The following is a 16,373-nucleotide window of genomic DNA, read 5'->3' on the forward strand; positions in this document are numbered from 1 at the left end:
TGGCCGTAGCATCAGCTACGACCTGCGCCCTTCTCCTTGCGGATCATCCCGGTTTGGACCAACAGAATGAGGCGGATAAGCTGAGACACGCTCTAGCGCCGAAGCGATCTCGCTTCGGCTGGAAATGCTTGAGCCGCCCGCCCAGGTCTTACGGTTTCGGCTTGATGGCGATCTTCACCGACACGCTCGCCCGGTAGCTGTTCTCACCGGTCGCCACCGGCACGGCGTCGGCGCTTTCCTTGGCGGCCATGGACATGCGCGCCATAGGGACGGGTTCGGCGATTGAGGCGTTGTCGGCGATCTCGAGCACGTCGCCCAGCGCCACGCCGGCGGCGTCGGCCAGGATCTTGGCTTTCGCCAGCGCGTCGCGAACGGCCTCGGCGCGCGCCGTGTCGATCGCCGCTTCCGGCTTGTCGTTGAGGAAACGGATATCGCCGCCCTGATTGACGCCGAGCGTGACGGCCGTATCGAGCAGCCCGCCGAGCTTGGAGAGATCGCGGAGCCTGACCGTGAGCGTATTGCCGACCTGATAACCCAGGAGTTTCGGCGGCTTGCCGTCATTGTCGCTGGAATAATCATATTGCGGCTGGATAAAGAAGCCGGAGGTCTGCAGGTCCCTCTCCGCCACGCCCGCCTGCTTCATCGCCGCCAGCACATCCGCCATCGCCTTGTTGGAGCCGTCCAACGCAGCGCGCGCCGTGACCTCGGTCCTGACAACGGCCAGGTTGACGAGCGCCATATCGGGCGCGAGCGAGGCCGTGGCTTCGCCGGTGACCGAAATCAACGGCCGATTGGCAAACGCCTCTTGCGCGAAGGCGACGGCCGGTAGAACGGGCGCGACGGCAAGCGCGCCGAAAGCGGCGAAGCTCAGAATTTTCATGGAAAGACGCGGCATGTTTCCTCCGTATTTTTAAAACTGTTTCTGCTTGCGCTCAGATTGTGCAGCTTTTGCGACGCCGCTTGCCCCATCGCAAAATTTCCGCTAGACGCAGGCTCGTAAGGCAAACCATTGCACCGCCGTAACCACCCGGCAAGGGCCTGTAGCTCAATGGTTAGAGCCGGCGGCTCATAACCGCTTGGTTGGGGGTTCGAGTCCCTCCGGGCCCACCATTTCAATCTTTTGACGTTGTTTTTCCGCAATTGGTCTCATTGGACCGCGAGTTTTGTCAGCGGCGCAGTTTGCGGGCCGCCTGTGGCGTGCGTATTTCAGAGCCGACATCGATGATCTGCTTGAGGGACTGCGCCTATTTGTCGATGTTTTTCCGGCTTGAACGCGCTGCGGTCATGGATCGGGTTGCGCCAGCCGAATTCGACGGCGGGTGAGAGCCAGGCGCGCGGTGTCAGCATCATTGCTTTGCGAGGCCCACCATCAAGGCGCAAGACGGCGTCTCGATTTGGGACATCTTTGCCGGCTGCCCGGGCGGAATTTTGTTCCGGCAGGAACCGATTTCCGGATGGCGTCATGGCGATTCGCGACCCGGACAACCCTGGCGACGCCTGGGAACGCGCGAAAAAACCGTCGCGATTACAACCGCTTGCGTAACGACGTCTAATACTCCGAAAATTTACCGAGTCCCTGCCGTCGTGGTCCGTTTCCTACGGATTTTTAGGGGCATACCCAAAAATGGTCATGAAAGATTTTGGAGAAAATGGTTACCAAAAATTATCGCTTTGCGGTCTTGGAAATAATCAATCCTTTTTAAGGGGCATGACATGACGATCTATGAGGGCGGCGCGGAAACGCGGGTAAACACCACAATTGCCGGCGATCAGTCGGACGCGCAAATCACCATGTTGAAGGACGGCGGCTGGGTGGTTACCTGGACCGATCCCAATGACGGCAACGACTCCGGCATCTTCCAGCAGGCCTATAACGCCGACGGCTCGACGCTGGGCTCGCAGACCCAGGTCAACACGATGACCTATGCCCGCCAGCTTCTTTCGAAAGTCGCGGCCCTGTCGGACGGCGGCTGGATCGTCACCTATACCGGCTGGGACGCCAACGATTATGGCGTCTACAAACAGGTCTACAACGCCGATGGGACGAAGAACGGCGTCGAAACCCTGGTGAACACGACAACGACCTCCGCTCAGGCCGGATCGACCATTTCTGTTCTTGCCGATGGCAGCTATGTCATCGCCTGGGCCAGCCTTTCCCAGGACGAAAATGACGGCGGCGCCGGCATCTATCAGCAGCTTTACAATGCCGACGGTTCCAAGATCGGCGTGGAAACCGCCGTCAACACCACGACTGCGGGCAATCAGGCTGCGCCGAATATCGCCGTGCTTGCCAATGGCGGCTATGTCGTCTCCTGGACGCAGGTCAATGGCGACATGACCTCTGGCGTGGTCTATTCGCAGATATTCGACGGCAGCGGCGCCAAGATCGGCTCAGAACACAGCCATGCGGTCAGCGGCAAGGGCGCCGTCGACAGCCAGGTGACGGGCCTTGCCGATGGCGGCTATGTCGTGACCTGGGCCAATCAGCAATCCTCCGGCTCCATCGCCACCGGCGTCTATGCGCAGGCCTATAATGCCGACGGAACCGAGCGCGGCGCGGAAATCACCGTTTCGTCAAATCTCGGCGGCGCCCGCAACGACTGGGCGGTGATGCAGCCCGACGTGCTGGGACTGCCGAACGGCGATTTCATCGTCGTCTGGACCCAGAGCGACAGTTCGGGCCGCGGCGTGTTCGGCCAGGTCTACAATGCAGATGGCACGGTCGACGGCGCGTCCTTCACGGTCACCGCCGATGCGACCTCCGACCAGATGGAGCCGCAGATCGTCTCCACCGGCGACGGCGGCTTCAAGGTCGTCTGGCGCGAATTTGGTGGGGAAAGCACCACCGATGTGTATGTCCGCACCTTCAGCCCGGCGAACAACGCGCCGACCGGCGCGGATACGACCCTGTTTGCCTTCGAAGACGAGGCTTACTACTTCTCGGTCGAGGATTTCGGCTTTGCCGATCCGGATGGCGACGGCTTGGGATCGGTCACCATCGACAGCCTGCCCGAATCCGGTTCGCTGACGCTGAATGGCGTCGCGGTGACGGCGGGTCAGGTGATCGCCGCCGCCGATATCGAAGCGCTGGTGTGGACGCCGGCTGTCGACGCCAGCGGCGAAGGCCTCGCCAGCTTCACATTCACCGTCGCCGACACCAAGGGCAAGTCCTCCGACGTCTCGAACACCATCACCTTTGATGTCGAGGAAATGGAAGATCCCATCGGTTATGAAGGCGGCGACGAAGTCCGGGTGAACACAACCATCCCGGGCGACCAGTCCGATGCCCAGATCACCATGCTCGCCGACGGCGGCTGGGTGGTCACCTGGACCGATCCCAATGACGGCAACGACTCCGGCATCTTCCAGCAGGCCTATAACGCCGACGGCTCGACGCTGGGCTCGCAGACCCAGGTCAACACGATGACCTATGCCCGCCAGCTTCTTTCGAAAGTCGCGGCCCTGTCGGACGGCGGCTGGATCGTCACCTATACCGGCTGGGACGCCAACGATTATGGCGTCTACAAACAGGTCTACAACGCCGATGGGACGAAGAACGGCGTCGAAACCCTGGTGAACACGACAACGACCTCCGCTCAGGCCGGATCGACCATTTCTGTTCTTGCCGATGGCAGCTATGTCATCGCCTGGGCCAGCCTTTCCCAGGACGGCGACGACGGCGCCGGCATCTATCAGCAACTCTACAATGCCGACGGCTCGAAGATCGGCGTGGAAACCGCCGTCAACACCACGACTGCGGGCAATCAGGCTGCGCCGAACATCGCCATGCTCGCCAATGGCGGCTATGTCGTCTCCTGGACGCAGGTCAATGGCGACATGACCTCGGGCGTGGTCTATTCGCAGATGTTCGACGACACGGGCGCCAAGATCGGCTCCGAACACAGCCATGCCGTCAGCGGCAAGGGCGCCGTCGACAGCCAGGTCACCGGCCTTGCCGATGGCGGCTATGTGGTCACCTGGGCCAATCAGCAGTCCTCCGGCTCGATCGCCACGGGCGTCTTCGCGCAGGCCTACAACGCTGACGGCACGGAACGCGGCCCCGAAATCACCGTTTCGTCCAATCTCGGCGGCGCCCGCAACGACTGGTCGGTGATGCAGCCCGATGTGCTGGGCTTGCCGAACGGCGATTTCATCATCGTCTGGACCCAGAGCGACAGTTCGGGCCGCGGCGTGTTCGGCCAGGTCTACAATGCCGATGGCACGGTCGACGGCTCGTCCTTCTCGATCACGGCCGATGCGACGTCCGACCAGATGGAGCCGCAGATCACGGCGACCGATGACGGCTTCATGGTCGTCTGGCGTGAATTCGGCAGCGAAAGCACGACCGACGTCTATAGCCGCAGGTTCTATGCGGTCTATGAGAGCGACAATGCCGCGCCGACCGGCTCCGACAGCGTCATCTCGGTGCTCGAGGATGGAAGCCACGCCTTCTCCGAGGAAGACTTCGGCTTCAATGACGACGATGGCGACAGCCTCGCTTCGGTGATGATCGAAGCCCTGCCGGAACACGGTTCGCTGACCTTGAATGGCGAAGCCGTCGGCGAAGGCGACGAAATCGCCGTCGAAGATCTCGGCGACCTCGTCTGGACGCCCGAGGCCAACGCCAATGGTGAAAACCTGGCCGAACTCGAATTCTCGGTCACCGACGACGCCGGCTCGAGCTCCGAAGAGACCTATGTGATCACCTTCGACGTCGAAGCCGTCAATGATGCGCCCACCAGCGCCAACAAGACGCTGACCACGCTCGAAGACACGACGCTGGCGTTCTCTGCCTCCGATTTCGCCTTCAACGACATCGACAGCGACATGCTGGAGTCGATCACCATCGAGGTGCTGCCGGAGAACGGCTCGCTGACCCTGAACGGCGAAGCCGTCAGCGAAGGCGACGACATCTCGGCTGACGATCTCGGCGATCTCGCCTGGACGCCGGACGCCAACGCCAATGGCGACGAACTGGCGAGTTTCGAATTCACCGTCGCTGACGATGAAGGCGCATCCTCGGAAGACAGCTACACCATCACGTTCGATGTCGGGGCGGTCAATGATGCGCCGTCGGGAGCCGACAAGACCGTGACCGTCAAGGAGGACACGAGCTTCAAGCTGAACGCGGCGAATTTTGGCTTCAGCGATGTCGAAGGCGACAAGTTCACCGGCGTCATGATCACCACTCTGCCGGGCTCGGGCGAACTCATGCTGGCCGGCAAGGCCGTCAAGGCCGGACAGACCATCGAGGCAAGCAAATTGTCGAAGCTGGTCTGGACCCCGGATGAGAACGATGCCGGCAACGGCCTCGGCGAGATCGGCTTCCAGGTGATCGACAATGGCGGACGCGACAATGGCGGCGCCGACACCGATCCGACCGAGAATGTCCTGACCATCAATGTCAAGGAAGTGCGCGACGTCTTCACCGGCACCTCCAAGGCCAACAAGCTCATCGGCACCGACTTCGCCGATACGCTGGACGGCAAGGGCGGCAGGGATACGCTGACCGGCAAGGGCGGCGCCGACACCTTCGTCTTCGGCGATGGCTACGGCAAGGACAAGATCACCGATTTCGCGGCGGCTGGAAAAGCGCATGACATCATCGATCTCGGCAGCTCCGACGTGGTCGACAGCTTCGCCGACCTCAAGGCAGACCACATGTTCCAGAAGGGCGCGAATGCCGTGATCGATCTCGGCGACGGCGACGTGTTGACGCTGATGAACGTCAGGCTCAAGGCCCTGACGGCCGATCACTTCGACTTCTGAGATCGACAATCCTGACATGGCCATCAGACCCCGCCGGCCGCCGGCGGGGTTTTCTATTCGGCGACTGTGTCAAGGCGTCGACGCCTGCCGATTTGGGAACCTTCTGACGCCTCCCCCCGTTCCTTTCCCGTTCACTCAGGAAAGGAAATATCATGGCCGAATTGGATGACACGGAAAAGGTCTGGTCGTTGATCGACAAGATCGGCTTCTGCATGATGGTGACCAAAATCGGCGACGACATGCGCGCTCGCCCCATGAGCGCCTACTCCGAACAGATCGACAATGCGATCTATTTCCTCACCGACGTCGCCAGCCACAAGGACGACGAAATCGCCCGCTACCCGCATGTCTGCCTGGCCTTCGCCGATACCAAGGGCCAGAAATATGTGTCGCTTTCCGGCACGGCCGAAGTGCTGAACGATCGTGACCGCATCCGCGAACTCTGGGCCACACCGGCCAAGGCCTGGTGGGACAGCCCCGATGATCCGTCGATCCGCATCCTCAAGGTCACCCCGGCTTTCGCCGAATATTGGGATAGTCCCGGCACGGTGATCAGCTATATCAAAATGGCCGCCGCCGCCGTCTCCAACAGCAAACCCGACATGGGCGATAACGCCCAGGTGTCGATGTAAGCGCCGAACACAGGAGAGCCGATCGTGACGACCATATCCTACAACATCGTCGAACATGACGGCGGATGGGCCTATCAGCTTGGCGACGTCTATTCAGAGACGTTTCCGGATCACGCATCGGCGCTGGCTGCGGCGCGACTGGTCGCGCTCGAACATCAGGTCGGTGGAGAATCCGCCGAAATTTCCTATCAGGATTCGCGCGGCCACTGGCACCAGGAACATGCCGATGGCGGCGATCGGCCCGAAGCCGTCGTGCGCGACGCCAAAGCCTGATCGTAAGCTTCGCCACCCGACAACCATCCGCAAGACCTGGACCGCCCCTCGGGGCGGTCGTTGCCGCTGGTTGAAGATTCCACTTGCGCAACGGACAATTCTGCGCTTACTTAGAATTGTAAATCATTCGAAAACTCCGGAACAATGCGCCCATGAGGCGCTGAACGGCAACTATAGTTTGCCGACAATACCCGCATGCGCCTTCTTTGCGCCTATCGACTGATATTGAAGACTTCGCGTTCTTCCGCCCGGGGCCCGGGCGGGAAGGTATTGTCGCGCCTTCGCTGATGCAATTCATGGAGAGTCATAAGCCGCATGGCGGCAACTGCGGGCGCGCGTTGCCCGCAGACCAGCGCCATATGGCCACCGAGGAGAAAATCCCATGCGCGTCCTCATGCTGTCACCGCTTTTCCCACCTTACGCGCAAGGCGGAGCCGAACTGTCGGCCCATGGCCTGGCGCAATGGCTGATCGGCAAAGGACATGACGTCGTCGTGCTCACTGCGGCGAAAGGCGTGTCTGACGAAATTCGGGGGGAGCGCCGTGATGGCGTGACGCTATACCGCTTTCACTTTCCCCGGCCCTATTCCATTCACCGTCAGGGGCGCGGCGTGTCTCGCTGGCTCAAGCCGCTCTGGCATCTCCAGGATCACATCGACCCACGCAATCGGCGAATCCTGGACAACGTTCTCGACGCCGTGCGACCCGACATTGTGACGCTGCATTCGCTGATCGGACTCGGTCACAGGATCGTTTCGGCGCTGGCCACGCGCGATATTCCCACGCTTTACGTCCTGCCCGATCTCGCACTGGCATGCCTGCGCGCCACGATGTTTCGCCAGGGTCGGGCCTGCGTCGCGCCCTGTGTGGAATGCCGGCTGTCCTCCGCATACAAACAGGCGGCGCTCTGTCTGATACCGCGCCTCGGCTATGTCTCGCCGTCCCAAGCCAATCTAAAGCGTCTGGCGGCGGCGGGCGCGCTCGGCGACCGACCGGCCCGCGTCATCGCCAATGTCAACGCCTATCCCGAACCGCGGCAGCCGCGGACATCGTCTTCCGCGCCGCGTTTCGTCTATGTCGGGCGGCTCGATGCGCCCAAGGGCGTGCACTGCCTGCTGCGGGCGGCTGAAGCTGCCAGGCGCGAGGTCGAGTTCACACTTACCCTCGTGGGCTCGGGCGGCGAGGAGACCGCGCTTCGCCGCGCCTTTGTCGATTGCGACTGGCTTGATTTCACCGGCTGGCTGCCCTTGCAGGACGCTGTCGAGACGATTCATCAGGCCGATGCGCTCTGCCTGCCGTCGCTGTGGCCCGAAAACCTGCCCGGCTCGGCAGTCATCGCGCTCAGGCATGGCGTCCCGATCCTGGCGAGTTCCACCGGCGGCCTGCCCGAACTGGTTCGGGACGGGATCGATGGCCGGCTGCTGCCGCCCGGCGACACCGCCGCCTGGCGAGATGCGCTGATCGAATTGGCGCGACGACCGCAACAACTCGCCGCAATGCGCCCGGCCGCGCGCGAGGCCAGCCGCCGTTTCGATCCGGACCGGCTGGGTGAAGCCTATCTCGACTTCATGGAGGACATCCGCAACCGGCGAGCGGCGCGGGACGGCAGGCCGGATCTCGGCCTCGTTATGCGGCAGAGGTGACGGCGCAGACGCCGGGGGGCGAACACAACGGGGGCAGCCATGGGAAAGGACGGAAGAGGCGCGTTTCAGCGGGCCGCGTCGGCGCAAAGCCGACTGTGGTTCGTGGCCAATGTGGACGGGCGGGTCAACGGCCAGGTGCTCGCCAACCGAAAAATGCTGCAGCTTCTCGAAAGTCGGGCGACGGTCATTCGCTTTCGCCTCGGCGCGACAGCTTGGCAAAAGGTCCTGGCTGCGCTCAGCCTGTTGGGAACAGCGCTCAGGAGCTCGCCGACCGATCGCGTCTATCTGTCGCTTCCCGGGCAACGGGGCGCTTGGCTGCTGCTGGCCGCTCTGACAGCTTTTCGCCTGTCGGGCGCTCACCTCTTTCTTCATCATCATTCCTATCGCGGCTTGCGGGCGCGGCCGACCTGGCTTGGGCGCGCTCTGGCGCGCGCCGCCGGACCGAACGCGACCCATATTCTGCTGTCGGAAGCCATGGCGACCGCCTTTGCCGCGCGTTATGGCGCGCCGGGAGCCGTCTTGCCGGTCACGCTCTCCAACGCCGCTCTGCTGCCGCGGCCCCCGGCGCCCGTGAGCCGAAGCGGGCCGACCACCATCGGCTTTCTCGGCGCCTGGACGCAGCACAAGGGCGTCGGCTACTTTGTAAGGCTCGCCGAGCGCCTGCTGCTGAAAGATGACAGCGTGCGGATCGCCATAGCCGGGGCCGCCCACCGCCATGACGAAGGGATTGCCGCCGACATCGCCGCTGTCGCCGCACGTTGGCCCGGTCGCGTTGTGGTGCAGGGCTGGCGAGACGAGCTTGAGAAAGCGGCCTTTTTCGAGAGGCTCGATTGCCTGCTGCTGCCATCGTGTCTGCCTGACGAAGCGGAACCGCTGACGATGCTGGAAGCCCTCTCAGCCGGTGTGGATGTGCTGGCGACCCCGCTCGGCGCTATTCCGGAACGCATCCGCTCGCCGGAATGTCTGCTAACGCTCGACCTTGACGCCGATCTCGACCGGATCTCCCACGTCATTGCGCAACGCCGAACCGACCGCGACGCGGCGACAGCGCAATGCCGGGATCATGCCTTCCGGCTTCACCGCGCCAGCCTCCCGGCCCGCGACCTGCTGCTGGCGCGCCTGACGGATCTGGAAAAGCCCGGCCTCCGGCCAGGACATGCGACGATTTCCGGGAGCTGCATGACATGAACGCCCCTGCCGACCTTGATGTCGTGATCGTCAACTACCGCTCGACCGAAGCCTGCTTGCGGTTGCTCCGCTCGCTTTTCGAGCACAACGTCGCCTGTCGGGACCACATTATCGTCGTTGATCACAGCGAGACGCTGGACGCCTCGCTCACCGCAATAACAGACGCTGGCTGCCAACTGGTCCGGCCAGCGCGCAATGGCGGCTTCGGCGCGGGCGTCAACGCCGGGGCGACGGCCAGCGTCTCCCCCTATATTCTCATTCTCAACGCCGATGTGGTGTTTGTCGACAACGCGCCGGCGCTCGCGCTCGACATGCTGAGGACAAGGAAGGAAATCGGCGCTGTCGGCCTCGATCTCCAATCGCCGGAGGGTGAGCGGCAATTCGCCGGACGTCGCTTCTACAGCCTCGCCGATATCGCCGCCCGGCGCCTACCGGGCCTCGGGTCGCTGTGCAGAGACCGCATCGATCGCCACCTCATGCGCCGGGAATGGGCGGCGGGGCGGCCCTTTTGCGTTGGCTGGACGCTAGGCGGCGGATTTCTTGTTCGCCGCCGCGCTTTTGACGCCGTGGGTGGAATGGATCCCGGCTTCTTCCTCTATATGGAGGATGTCGACTTCTGTCTGCGTCTGGCGGAAGCCGGTTTTCTGACCATCGCCCTGCCCGGCGCCCGGCTGATCCATGAACACCGTCGCGCGAGCGCCGGTCGCGTCCTGGGACGCGCCTGCAGGCTGCATCTCAGGAGCCTGGCCCGCTTCGTGAGCAAGCACGGCCTGCCCCTGTTTCGCGCGCCTGAGCATCTCCACATGCTCGACGCCCAGACTGTCGAACGTGCCCAGCGTGTCGGCGCTCCAGCGTTCGAAGGCGGAAGCCAGCATGCCGCGCCGCACGGCGCCGTGGTTGAGAAGCCAGAGCGGCAGAACATCGGTCGAGCGGACGAGCTTGAGCACGCGGTCGGGATGAATGCCGAGATTGAACAGCGCCAGCGGTCGCAGCAAACGCGCGGCCGTCATGACCACCCAGCGCGGCACGAGGACTTCGCGCGCCTGCGGGAAATGCGCGGCCTTAAAGGTCCTGACGATCTCTTCGATCGTGTAGTGATCGGGATAGGCGGCGTTGAACAGGATCGACCGCTCATTGAGGGAGCGTGCGTAAAACAGCGCGTCGAGAAGGTCTTCGACATAGAAGCAGGCCTTCACCGTATCCTTGCGACCGGGATAGACGAACAGGCCGCCGCGCATCAGCTTGGCGAGACGCGTGAAATTGCCGCCTTCGGCATGGCCGAAAATCACGGCGGGACGGGCGATGATCAGCCGTCGCGACGGCTGTTCCGACAACCAGCTGCGATGGACGCCCTCCGCCAGCCATTTCGACCAGCCATAAGCGCTTTCGGGCTCTGGCGACGTATCCTCGGTCTTCACATCCTCGCTCGGCCCATAGACGGAAATCGAGCTGGTGAAGACGATGGAGTCGACGCCGGCGCGTCGGGCATAGGCCGTCACCTCCGTCGCGCCCTGAATATTGGTCTCGTAATATTCATGGTTGGCGTGACCGGGCGTGGTGTGGACGGCGGCGAAATTGTAAATGGCGCCGACCGGCTCCGGCACCGAAAAAGCGGCGAGATTGCGCACATCGCCAAACACATAGTTGACGCCCGGCACGCGGATCTTCGGATTGCGGATATCGATCGAATAAAGCTTGCCGACGCCTTCCGACGCCAGCCGCCGCAACAGATGCGAGCCGATGAAGCCTGCGCCGCCAAACACGATCACCGCCTTACCGGCGGGATGAACCTCGCGTCCGGGAATGGATCTGTTCGTCGTCTCGGTCATGGCGCAGCCGTCTCTTCCTGGGACAACCGGATCGGACGGACACCCGAATCCAGTCTCTTCGCGCAACGATTGTCCGCTGCGTTCGGCAGGACGCTACGGGCGGGGCGATTAACATTCGGTTCTTTCGAGGCCTCCAACGCCGCCGCATGCGGAGTTGTGGTGAACAAATCTTTTCCGCCCGCGCGCGTCAGCTGCGGCGGTCGGCAAGTCCTCAGGGCGTCATGATCCGCAACTACGCGCTCTTCGGCCTGATCCTGTTCGCCTGCCGCGACGCTTGCACCGGCGCGCTTCGAAGCGGCCTTGATCATCTCGGTCTTTGGTTTTTGTGGTATTTAGCCGATCTCGTCGCGCTTGGAGCCGCAGGGATCTTCATCGTCGTTCAAGCGCAGCGCCGCCAGAGTTTCGGCATGCTTATCGTCGCCGGCCTCGCTTTCTCCGTCGCTGTCGCCGTGGATTTCACGCAGGCCGAGCCGCAAATGGCGCTGGCGGCGATCAAGATGATCCTTCCCGTCTTCTCGGGCCTGCTTTTCCTCAATCAGACGGCGCATGACAGCCCCGTGACCGTCGTCGTCCTTGCGGTCCTGCTGATGGTGGTCTGCCTGTCGGTTTTCGCCGAGCCCTTGGTCGATTTCCCCTGGGCTGAAACCGATTATCAGAGCTTTTCGGGATCCAAGGCGGCGGTGAAGCGCTGGTGGCAACAGGGTGTGGAGCGATATGGCGGTCTCTCCGGGGATAGCGCCCTGACGGCGGCGATGATCGTATTTCTGAGCGCGCTCATCGCGCCTCGCCTGCCATCCGCCCTTTTCTGGATCATTGCGCCGCTCTGCTGCGGCGCGCTGTGGCTGACGACGAGCAAGACCGGACTGGCGGTCTTCGTCATTCTCTGCGCGCTCCGGCCGATGACAGCGTCGCCCGCTCCCGCGTTTCGAGCCCATGCCGTCCTGCGTCTTGTGGCTCTGGCGTCATTCGGAACGATCCTCGCGCCGCCGGTCTTGATGCTGCTGGTCTCGACGCTCGACAAGGAGACCATCCCGCCGATATTGGCCAGTCTCGCCGACCGGGCGGCCAACACCTGGCCCGCCCCTTTCCTGACAATCGCCGACGTCTATCCTGTGGGGCTCGCGACCGGTTGCGGCCTGGGCTGTTTCTCCTCGCCGATGGCGTTCAGCGACAAAGCGGGACTGCTGGCGCCGCTCGACAATTTCCATCTCACGGGTCTGGCGATGTTTGGTCCGGCCTATCTGGTGTTCGTCGGTGCGGCGATGATCGGTCTCGTCCGCGAACCCTCGCGCGGCAAACTCGTCCTGGTCATCCTGTTCAATCTCTATGCGCTGACGGTGCAGGCCTATGCGCCCAGTTTCCTGACCATGATGTCAGGCTATATGCTGAGCGGCGTTTTTGCGCGCGCCGGAGCGCGGCCGGCGCAATCCCGGCCACGCTCCGGTCCCGCCGGCATGGTCAGATCAGGGCCGACCTGACATCCAGATGCGGCATGCTGAGCCTGACAACGCCGGAACCGGGCGCTGCGCAGGTGAGACCCAGCGCCTTGAAGCTGAGATAGCCCTTCGTGTCATAGACGGGAACGGCGATCGGTTCGGTGGCGTCTTCGAGCACGAAGCTTTCGGTGGAGGGAAAGACGCCATGCGCCGTGTCGCTCATTGCGCCCGAGGCCATGATCGTGGTGCTGACGCCGCCGCTGACGCCATTGATCTCGATATAGGGCCGCGCGCAGGCAAGCCCGGTCGAACCGGACGCCACCGCCACCGTCGCAAAGCCTTGCAGCACATCGCCGGCCTGCCAGAAAGACGAGGAGCCGGCGAGATCCTGATAGACCCGCACGCCGCCGCCGGCGACGCTGACGCTATAGGCGATCACCAGATCGTTGCCGCCATCCGCATTGGCTTCCACACCAAGCTGGAACGCCGTGGTCGTATCGCCGGAATTGCGCGCCGCCGTCCATTCATAGGGCATGGCGCTGGTTCCCGCTGCAAGTGATCCGCCCGCGCCGAGCACGCCGGCATTGCCGGACATTGCGTTGAACAGCGGATTGAGCGCCAGTTGCAGACGATTGTCGGCGGAGCGCTGGTTCGCCCTGGAAATGTGGCTGCGGGGCAGCGGTCGCATGACATCGCGGAGAATGTCGGCAAAGGCTTTGGCGACGAAATAGGCGCCGGTGACGCTCTCATGCGCCAGCACCGTGTCGCCGCTGTGCAGATAGCCGGAGCGGAAAGCAAGCGTGTCAGGCGTCGACGCAGCGTCATGCAACAGGGCCGGCATGTCAAGAAGCCACAGATTGGGCCTCAATTCCGCCGCCCTGCGGAGCGCCTGATTGTAGATCCACATCTGCCCGATCATGGCGGCGGAAAAATTGCTGGCGCCGCCGCAAAGCGCGACGATGACCTTGAGCCCGGAAGCGAGCGCGGCGTCGATCTTGGCGAGCGTGTCGACAAAGGCCTGCGCGCCAGTCTCGGCCAGCGTCACAACGGCGCCGCTGACCGCATGCGTATAGGGAGCCTGCGAGAAATTGTTGATGCTCTCGCTAATGTAAAGCGTGCCGGCCCCCGAGGCCAGAGCGGCTGACAGCCGCGCCGCCGTCTGGTCCGTCCTTTCGCCCGACTTGCCGAAATTACCGGTGAGGATAACCCTGCAGCCGGCCATGGCGGCGCCGAGGAAGACATGGTTATAGGCCGAGCGATTGCGTCGCTGGGAATCGAGATGAATCTGCTCGGCGGTGCTGTCGCCGATCACGGCGAGAAGGTTCGGCGATCGCGGAGCAAGGCAGGCGCCGATCGGCGCGCGGCCGAACAGCCCCCCTGCGTCATGGCCGATCAGATGGGTGAGCGCGCGCAGATCAGCGGTTTCGATTTCTCCGGTCATTGGAACACCTTTCCGAACAACGGCGTGCGCACGGCATTGGCGGCGAAGGTGAGCGTGACGCGGCGCCCATCGGCGCCAAGGCCGGTGAGCGCATGACGCCGCGCCGGCGGCGAGATTCTTCCGATCGAGAGGCAAAGTAGCGATGCAAGTATCATGATGCGGTCTCCTGTTTGGACCGCTCCAGTGTAAGACCGCGTTTCCGGTGGGGGATGAAATCGCCTCAGACGCCCTTCGGCGGCAGGATGCGCGCCGGATTTCCGACCGCCGTCGCTCCAGCGGGAATATCGATCAGCACCACCGCATTGGAGCCAATCACCGCGCCCTCGCCGATGGCGACGCCGCCGAGGATCACCGCGCCCGCCGAGACAAGAACGCCGTCTGCGATCGCCGGCCCCTCGGACAGCCCCGGTCGCCGGGCTCCGAGCGTGACGTTCTGCATGATCGTGACGTTTTTACCGATCCGGCAGGCGCCGATGACGACGCCATGCGGATGCGGCAGATAGAGGCCGCCGCCGATCTCCGCCGCGATGGCGATATCCGAGGCGAAGAGATAGGTGCTCAAAAGCCAGACCAGCCGTCGAAGCGGTCGTCCAAACACCGGAACGATGGCGAGCGCCTCCTGCAGGCGTCGCAACAAAACGCAGGCGAAACCGGGCCGACTGAGCGCGCGGATCGCCGCCCGCCGCCCGCTACCGCCCCCCCCGGCTCTGGCGGCGTCGAAATCGGCGCGGATCTTGCCACAGACACCTTCGTTTCGCATTGATTTCCCCGTGACCGCACTTCCACTTTGCGGCGTCTTTGCTAGCCTGTCCACAACCGGATTCAGGGTCTGGGGAAGGTAGAGGCGGAAACAGCGGCTTGGACGAGGAACTGACGACCGGCGCCTTTGCTTTTCTGTTGCGCGCGTCTGCGCTGGCTTTGCGTTTCGCTTTACCGCTGGCGCTGATCCGCCTGCTCGGCCTGGAAGCGACGGGGCTGTTCGCGCTGATTACGGCAAGCGCGGCGATCGCCCCGGCGGCGATGGGCTGGGGCCTTAACAACAGACTGACCCGCGATCTCGTTCTTCAGCCAGACGATGCGCCACGGCTGATCGCCACGCGGCTCGCGGTGACCGCGTCGTCGATCATGCTGGCCATGATCGCGGCCATGGTCATTCCGGGTTTCATCGCGATAGACCCGACTTGGCCGGTCGCGCCTGCACTCGCGCTTATCGCCCTGGAGACATTGGCGCTCGACATTCATGTGATCCTGATCGCGCTGGGACGCGCCCGCCGGGCGAACCTGCTGCTGTTCTTGCGCTCGGCGGCCTGGATCCCGATTTTCCTGATCGCCGCATGGCGGTTTGAAGCCTTGCGGTCTCTCGATCTCGCGCTGGGATGCTGGATCGCGGGCCATCTCCTCGCTCTGGCGACGTTTTCTCCGCTCTTGCTTGCCAAGTCCTGGAGAAATTTCGGCATTGACGCCGCCTGGCTACGGCGGGGTGCGCGCGATTCGGCCTGGATCTACGCCGCAGATCTCGGCCTTGTCGGCCAGCTCCATGCCGACCGCTATCTCGTCGGCGCGCTCATGGGGCTTGAGGCGACCGCCGTCTACAGTATTTGCGCGGCGGTCGGGCAATCCTTGCAAATCCTCGCTTCATCGGCCTTTGTCCAACCGGCGCTGCCGCGACTGATCGCGGCGGCCGGGCAGCACGAAGCCTGGCCGCAGTTTCTGAGGGCGGCCTGCGCCCGCCTTGCCCTGTTGTTTATTCTCCTGCTGGCCATCGCGATCGCGGCGATGATGGTTCTCGCGCAAACTGTTGCGATCCGGATGGAAGGCGCGACAACCGCCGCGCTCCTGCTGCTGTCGCTTGCCTCAGGCGTCCGCAGCCTGTCGGATGCGGTCAATGCTGTACTGATCGGACAGGGCCGCCACCGGATCTATTCGGCATTGTCGCTGACGGGCGCGGCTCTCTCGCTCGCTCTGTGTTGGATGCTTCTGCCGATCCTCGGCCTTGCGGGCGCGGGCTTCGCCGCGCTCGGTTCGGCCACAGCGGCGCTTGCCGGGCGCGCCTTGGCCCTTGCGACCTTCAAGAGCCGCCTCAGCAAATGAAGATGTCATTGTTCTCAGGCAAAGCACAGGCTAAAAGTCCGTCGTTCAAAACGAGACTCGCGATCCATTCAA

At 63.3% G+C, this 16,373-nt stretch carries 12 protein-coding genes and 1 tRNA gene; 8 read left to right on the plus strand and 5 right to left on the minus strand.

Going from position 1 to position 16,373, the window contains the following annotated elements:
• Window positions 1-148: 148 nt before the first annotated feature.
• Complete coding sequence (locus M2360_RS11370; RefSeq protein ID WP_280775250.1) at window positions 149-895, minus strand: SIMPL domain-containing protein; 747 nt, start codon at window positions 893-895, stop codon at window positions 149-151.
• A 139-nt stretch (window positions 896-1,034) separates the two neighbouring features.
• Between M2360_RS11370 and M2360_RS11375 the strand changes: the two genes are divergently transcribed.
• From M2360_RS11375 to M2360_RS11400, 6 genes are all read left to right on the plus strand, one after another.
• Window positions 1,035-1,110: transfer RNA gene (locus M2360_RS11375), tRNA-Ile, on the plus strand.
• Between the two features lie 603 nt (window positions 1,111-1,713).
• Window positions 1,714-5,769, plus strand: coding sequence for an Ig-like domain-containing protein (locus M2360_RS11380; protein WP_280775251.1), 4,056 nt, complete (start codon window positions 1,714-1,716; stop codon window positions 5,767-5,769).
• A gap of 152 nt (window positions 5,770-5,921) precedes the next feature.
• Entirely contained in the window at window positions 5,922-6,401 is a 480-nt protein-coding gene (locus M2360_RS11385) for a pyridoxamine 5'-phosphate oxidase family protein (protein WP_280775252.1), read from the plus strand.
• 24 nt (window positions 6,402-6,425) lie between these two features.
• Entirely contained in the window at window positions 6,426-6,674 is a 249-nt protein-coding gene (locus M2360_RS11390) for a DUF2188 domain-containing protein (protein WP_280775253.1), read from the plus strand.
• A 382-nt stretch (window positions 6,675-7,056) separates the two neighbouring features.
• Complete coding sequence (locus M2360_RS11395) at window positions 7,057-8,316, plus strand: glycosyltransferase (protein ID WP_280775254.1); 1,260 nt, start codon at window positions 7,057-7,059, stop codon at window positions 8,314-8,316.
• A 39-nt stretch (window positions 8,317-8,355) separates the two neighbouring features.
• Window positions 8,356-9,504: a glycosyltransferase gene (locus M2360_RS11400; RefSeq protein WP_280775255.1), complete on the plus strand. Its 1,149-nt coding sequence runs from the start codon at window positions 8,356-8,358 to the stop codon at window positions 9,502-9,504.
• A gap of 524 nt (window positions 9,505-10,028) precedes the next feature.
• Here M2360_RS11400 and M2360_RS11405 read toward each other — a convergent pair.
• On the minus strand, window positions 10,029-11,333 hold the full coding sequence (locus M2360_RS11405; protein ID WP_280775256.1) for an NAD(P)-dependent oxidoreductase: 1,305 nt from the start codon (window positions 11,331-11,333) through the stop codon (window positions 10,029-10,031).
• A 221-nt stretch (window positions 11,334-11,554) separates the two neighbouring features.
• Here M2360_RS11405 and M2360_RS11410 point away from each other — a divergent pair, with 221 nt between their 5' ends.
• Window positions 11,555-12,811, plus strand: a complete 1,257-nt coding sequence (locus M2360_RS11410) for a hypothetical protein (RefSeq protein ID WP_280775257.1) — start codon at window positions 11,555-11,557, stop codon at window positions 12,809-12,811.
• Here M2360_RS11410 and M2360_RS11415 read toward each other — a convergent pair.
• The 3 genes from M2360_RS11415 to M2360_RS11425 all read right to left on the minus strand — a co-directional run bounded on the left by M2360_RS11415 (window position 12,792) and on the right by M2360_RS11425 (window position 14,970).
• Window positions 12,792-14,210, minus strand: coding sequence for a hypothetical protein (locus M2360_RS11415; protein ID WP_280775258.1), 1,419 nt, complete (start codon window positions 14,208-14,210; stop codon window positions 12,792-12,794). The genes M2360_RS11410 and M2360_RS11415 overlap by 20 nt on opposite strands.
• The gene (locus tag M2360_RS11420) at window positions 14,207-14,365 is read right to left on the minus strand and encodes a hypothetical protein (protein ID WP_280775259.1); all 159 of its coding nucleotides are present in this window, start codon (window positions 14,363-14,365) and stop codon (window positions 14,207-14,209) included. The genes M2360_RS11415 and M2360_RS11420 overlap by 4 nt, the downstream gene beginning before the upstream one ends.
• Window positions 14,366-14,430: 65 nt before the next feature.
• On the minus strand, window positions 14,431-14,970 hold the full coding sequence (locus M2360_RS11425; RefSeq protein ID WP_280775260.1) for a serine acetyltransferase: 540 nt from the start codon (window positions 14,968-14,970) through the stop codon (window positions 14,431-14,433).
• Between the two features lie 98 nt (window positions 14,971-15,068).
• On the opposite strand from M2360_RS11425, the gene M2360_RS11430 reads away from it, so the two are divergent.
• A complete protein-coding gene (locus M2360_RS11430; RefSeq protein ID WP_280775261.1) occupies window positions 15,069-16,301 on the plus strand; it encodes a hypothetical protein in 1,233 nt (410 codons plus the stop codon).
• Window positions 16,302-16,373 lie beyond the last annotated feature (72 nt).

It is taken from the genome of Rhizobium sp. SG_E_25_P2, from assembly GCF_029892285.1.
Classification (GTDB): domain Bacteria; phylum Pseudomonadota; class Alphaproteobacteria; order Rhizobiales; family Rhizobiaceae; genus Rhizobium_E.

What these genes read in the sequence shown, in the direction of transcription:
- M2360_RS11410 (WP_280775257.1), top strand. Translation starts at nt 11,555, where the DNA reads ATGATCCGCAACTACGCGCTCTTCGGCCTGATCCTGTTCGCCTGCCGC.
- M2360_RS11395 (WP_280775254.1), top strand. Translation starts at nt 7,057, where the DNA reads ATGCGCGTCCTCATGCTGTCACCGCTTTTCCCACCTTACGCGCAAGGC.
- M2360_RS11420 (WP_280775259.1), bottom strand. Translation starts at nt 14,365, where the DNA reads ATGATACTTGCATCGCTACTTTGCCTCTCGATCGGAAGAATCTCGCCG.
- M2360_RS11425 (WP_280775260.1), bottom strand. Translation starts at nt 14,970, where the DNA reads ATGCGAAACGAAGGTGTCTGTGGCAAGATCCGCGCCGATTTCGACGCC.
- M2360_RS11385 (WP_280775252.1), top strand. Translation starts at nt 5,922, where the DNA reads ATGGCCGAATTGGATGACACGGAAAAGGTCTGGTCGTTGATCGACAAG.
- M2360_RS11380 (WP_280775251.1), top strand. Translation starts at nt 1,714, where the DNA reads ATGACGATCTATGAGGGCGGCGCGGAAACGCGGGTAAACACCACAATT.
- M2360_RS11415 (WP_280775258.1), bottom strand. Translation starts at nt 14,210, where the DNA reads ATGACCGGAGAAATCGAAACCGCTGATCTGCGCGCGCTCACCCATCTG.
- M2360_RS11370 (WP_280775250.1), bottom strand. Translation starts at nt 895, where the DNA reads ATGCCGCGTCTTTCCATGAAAATTCTGAGCTTCGCCGCTTTCGGCGCG.
- M2360_RS11400 (WP_280775255.1), top strand. Translation starts at nt 8,356, where the DNA reads ATGGGAAAGGACGGAAGAGGCGCGTTTCAGCGGGCCGCGTCGGCGCAA.
- M2360_RS11405 (WP_280775256.1), bottom strand. Translation starts at nt 11,333, where the DNA reads ATGACCGAGACGACGAACAGATCCATTCCCGGACGCGAGGTTCATCCC.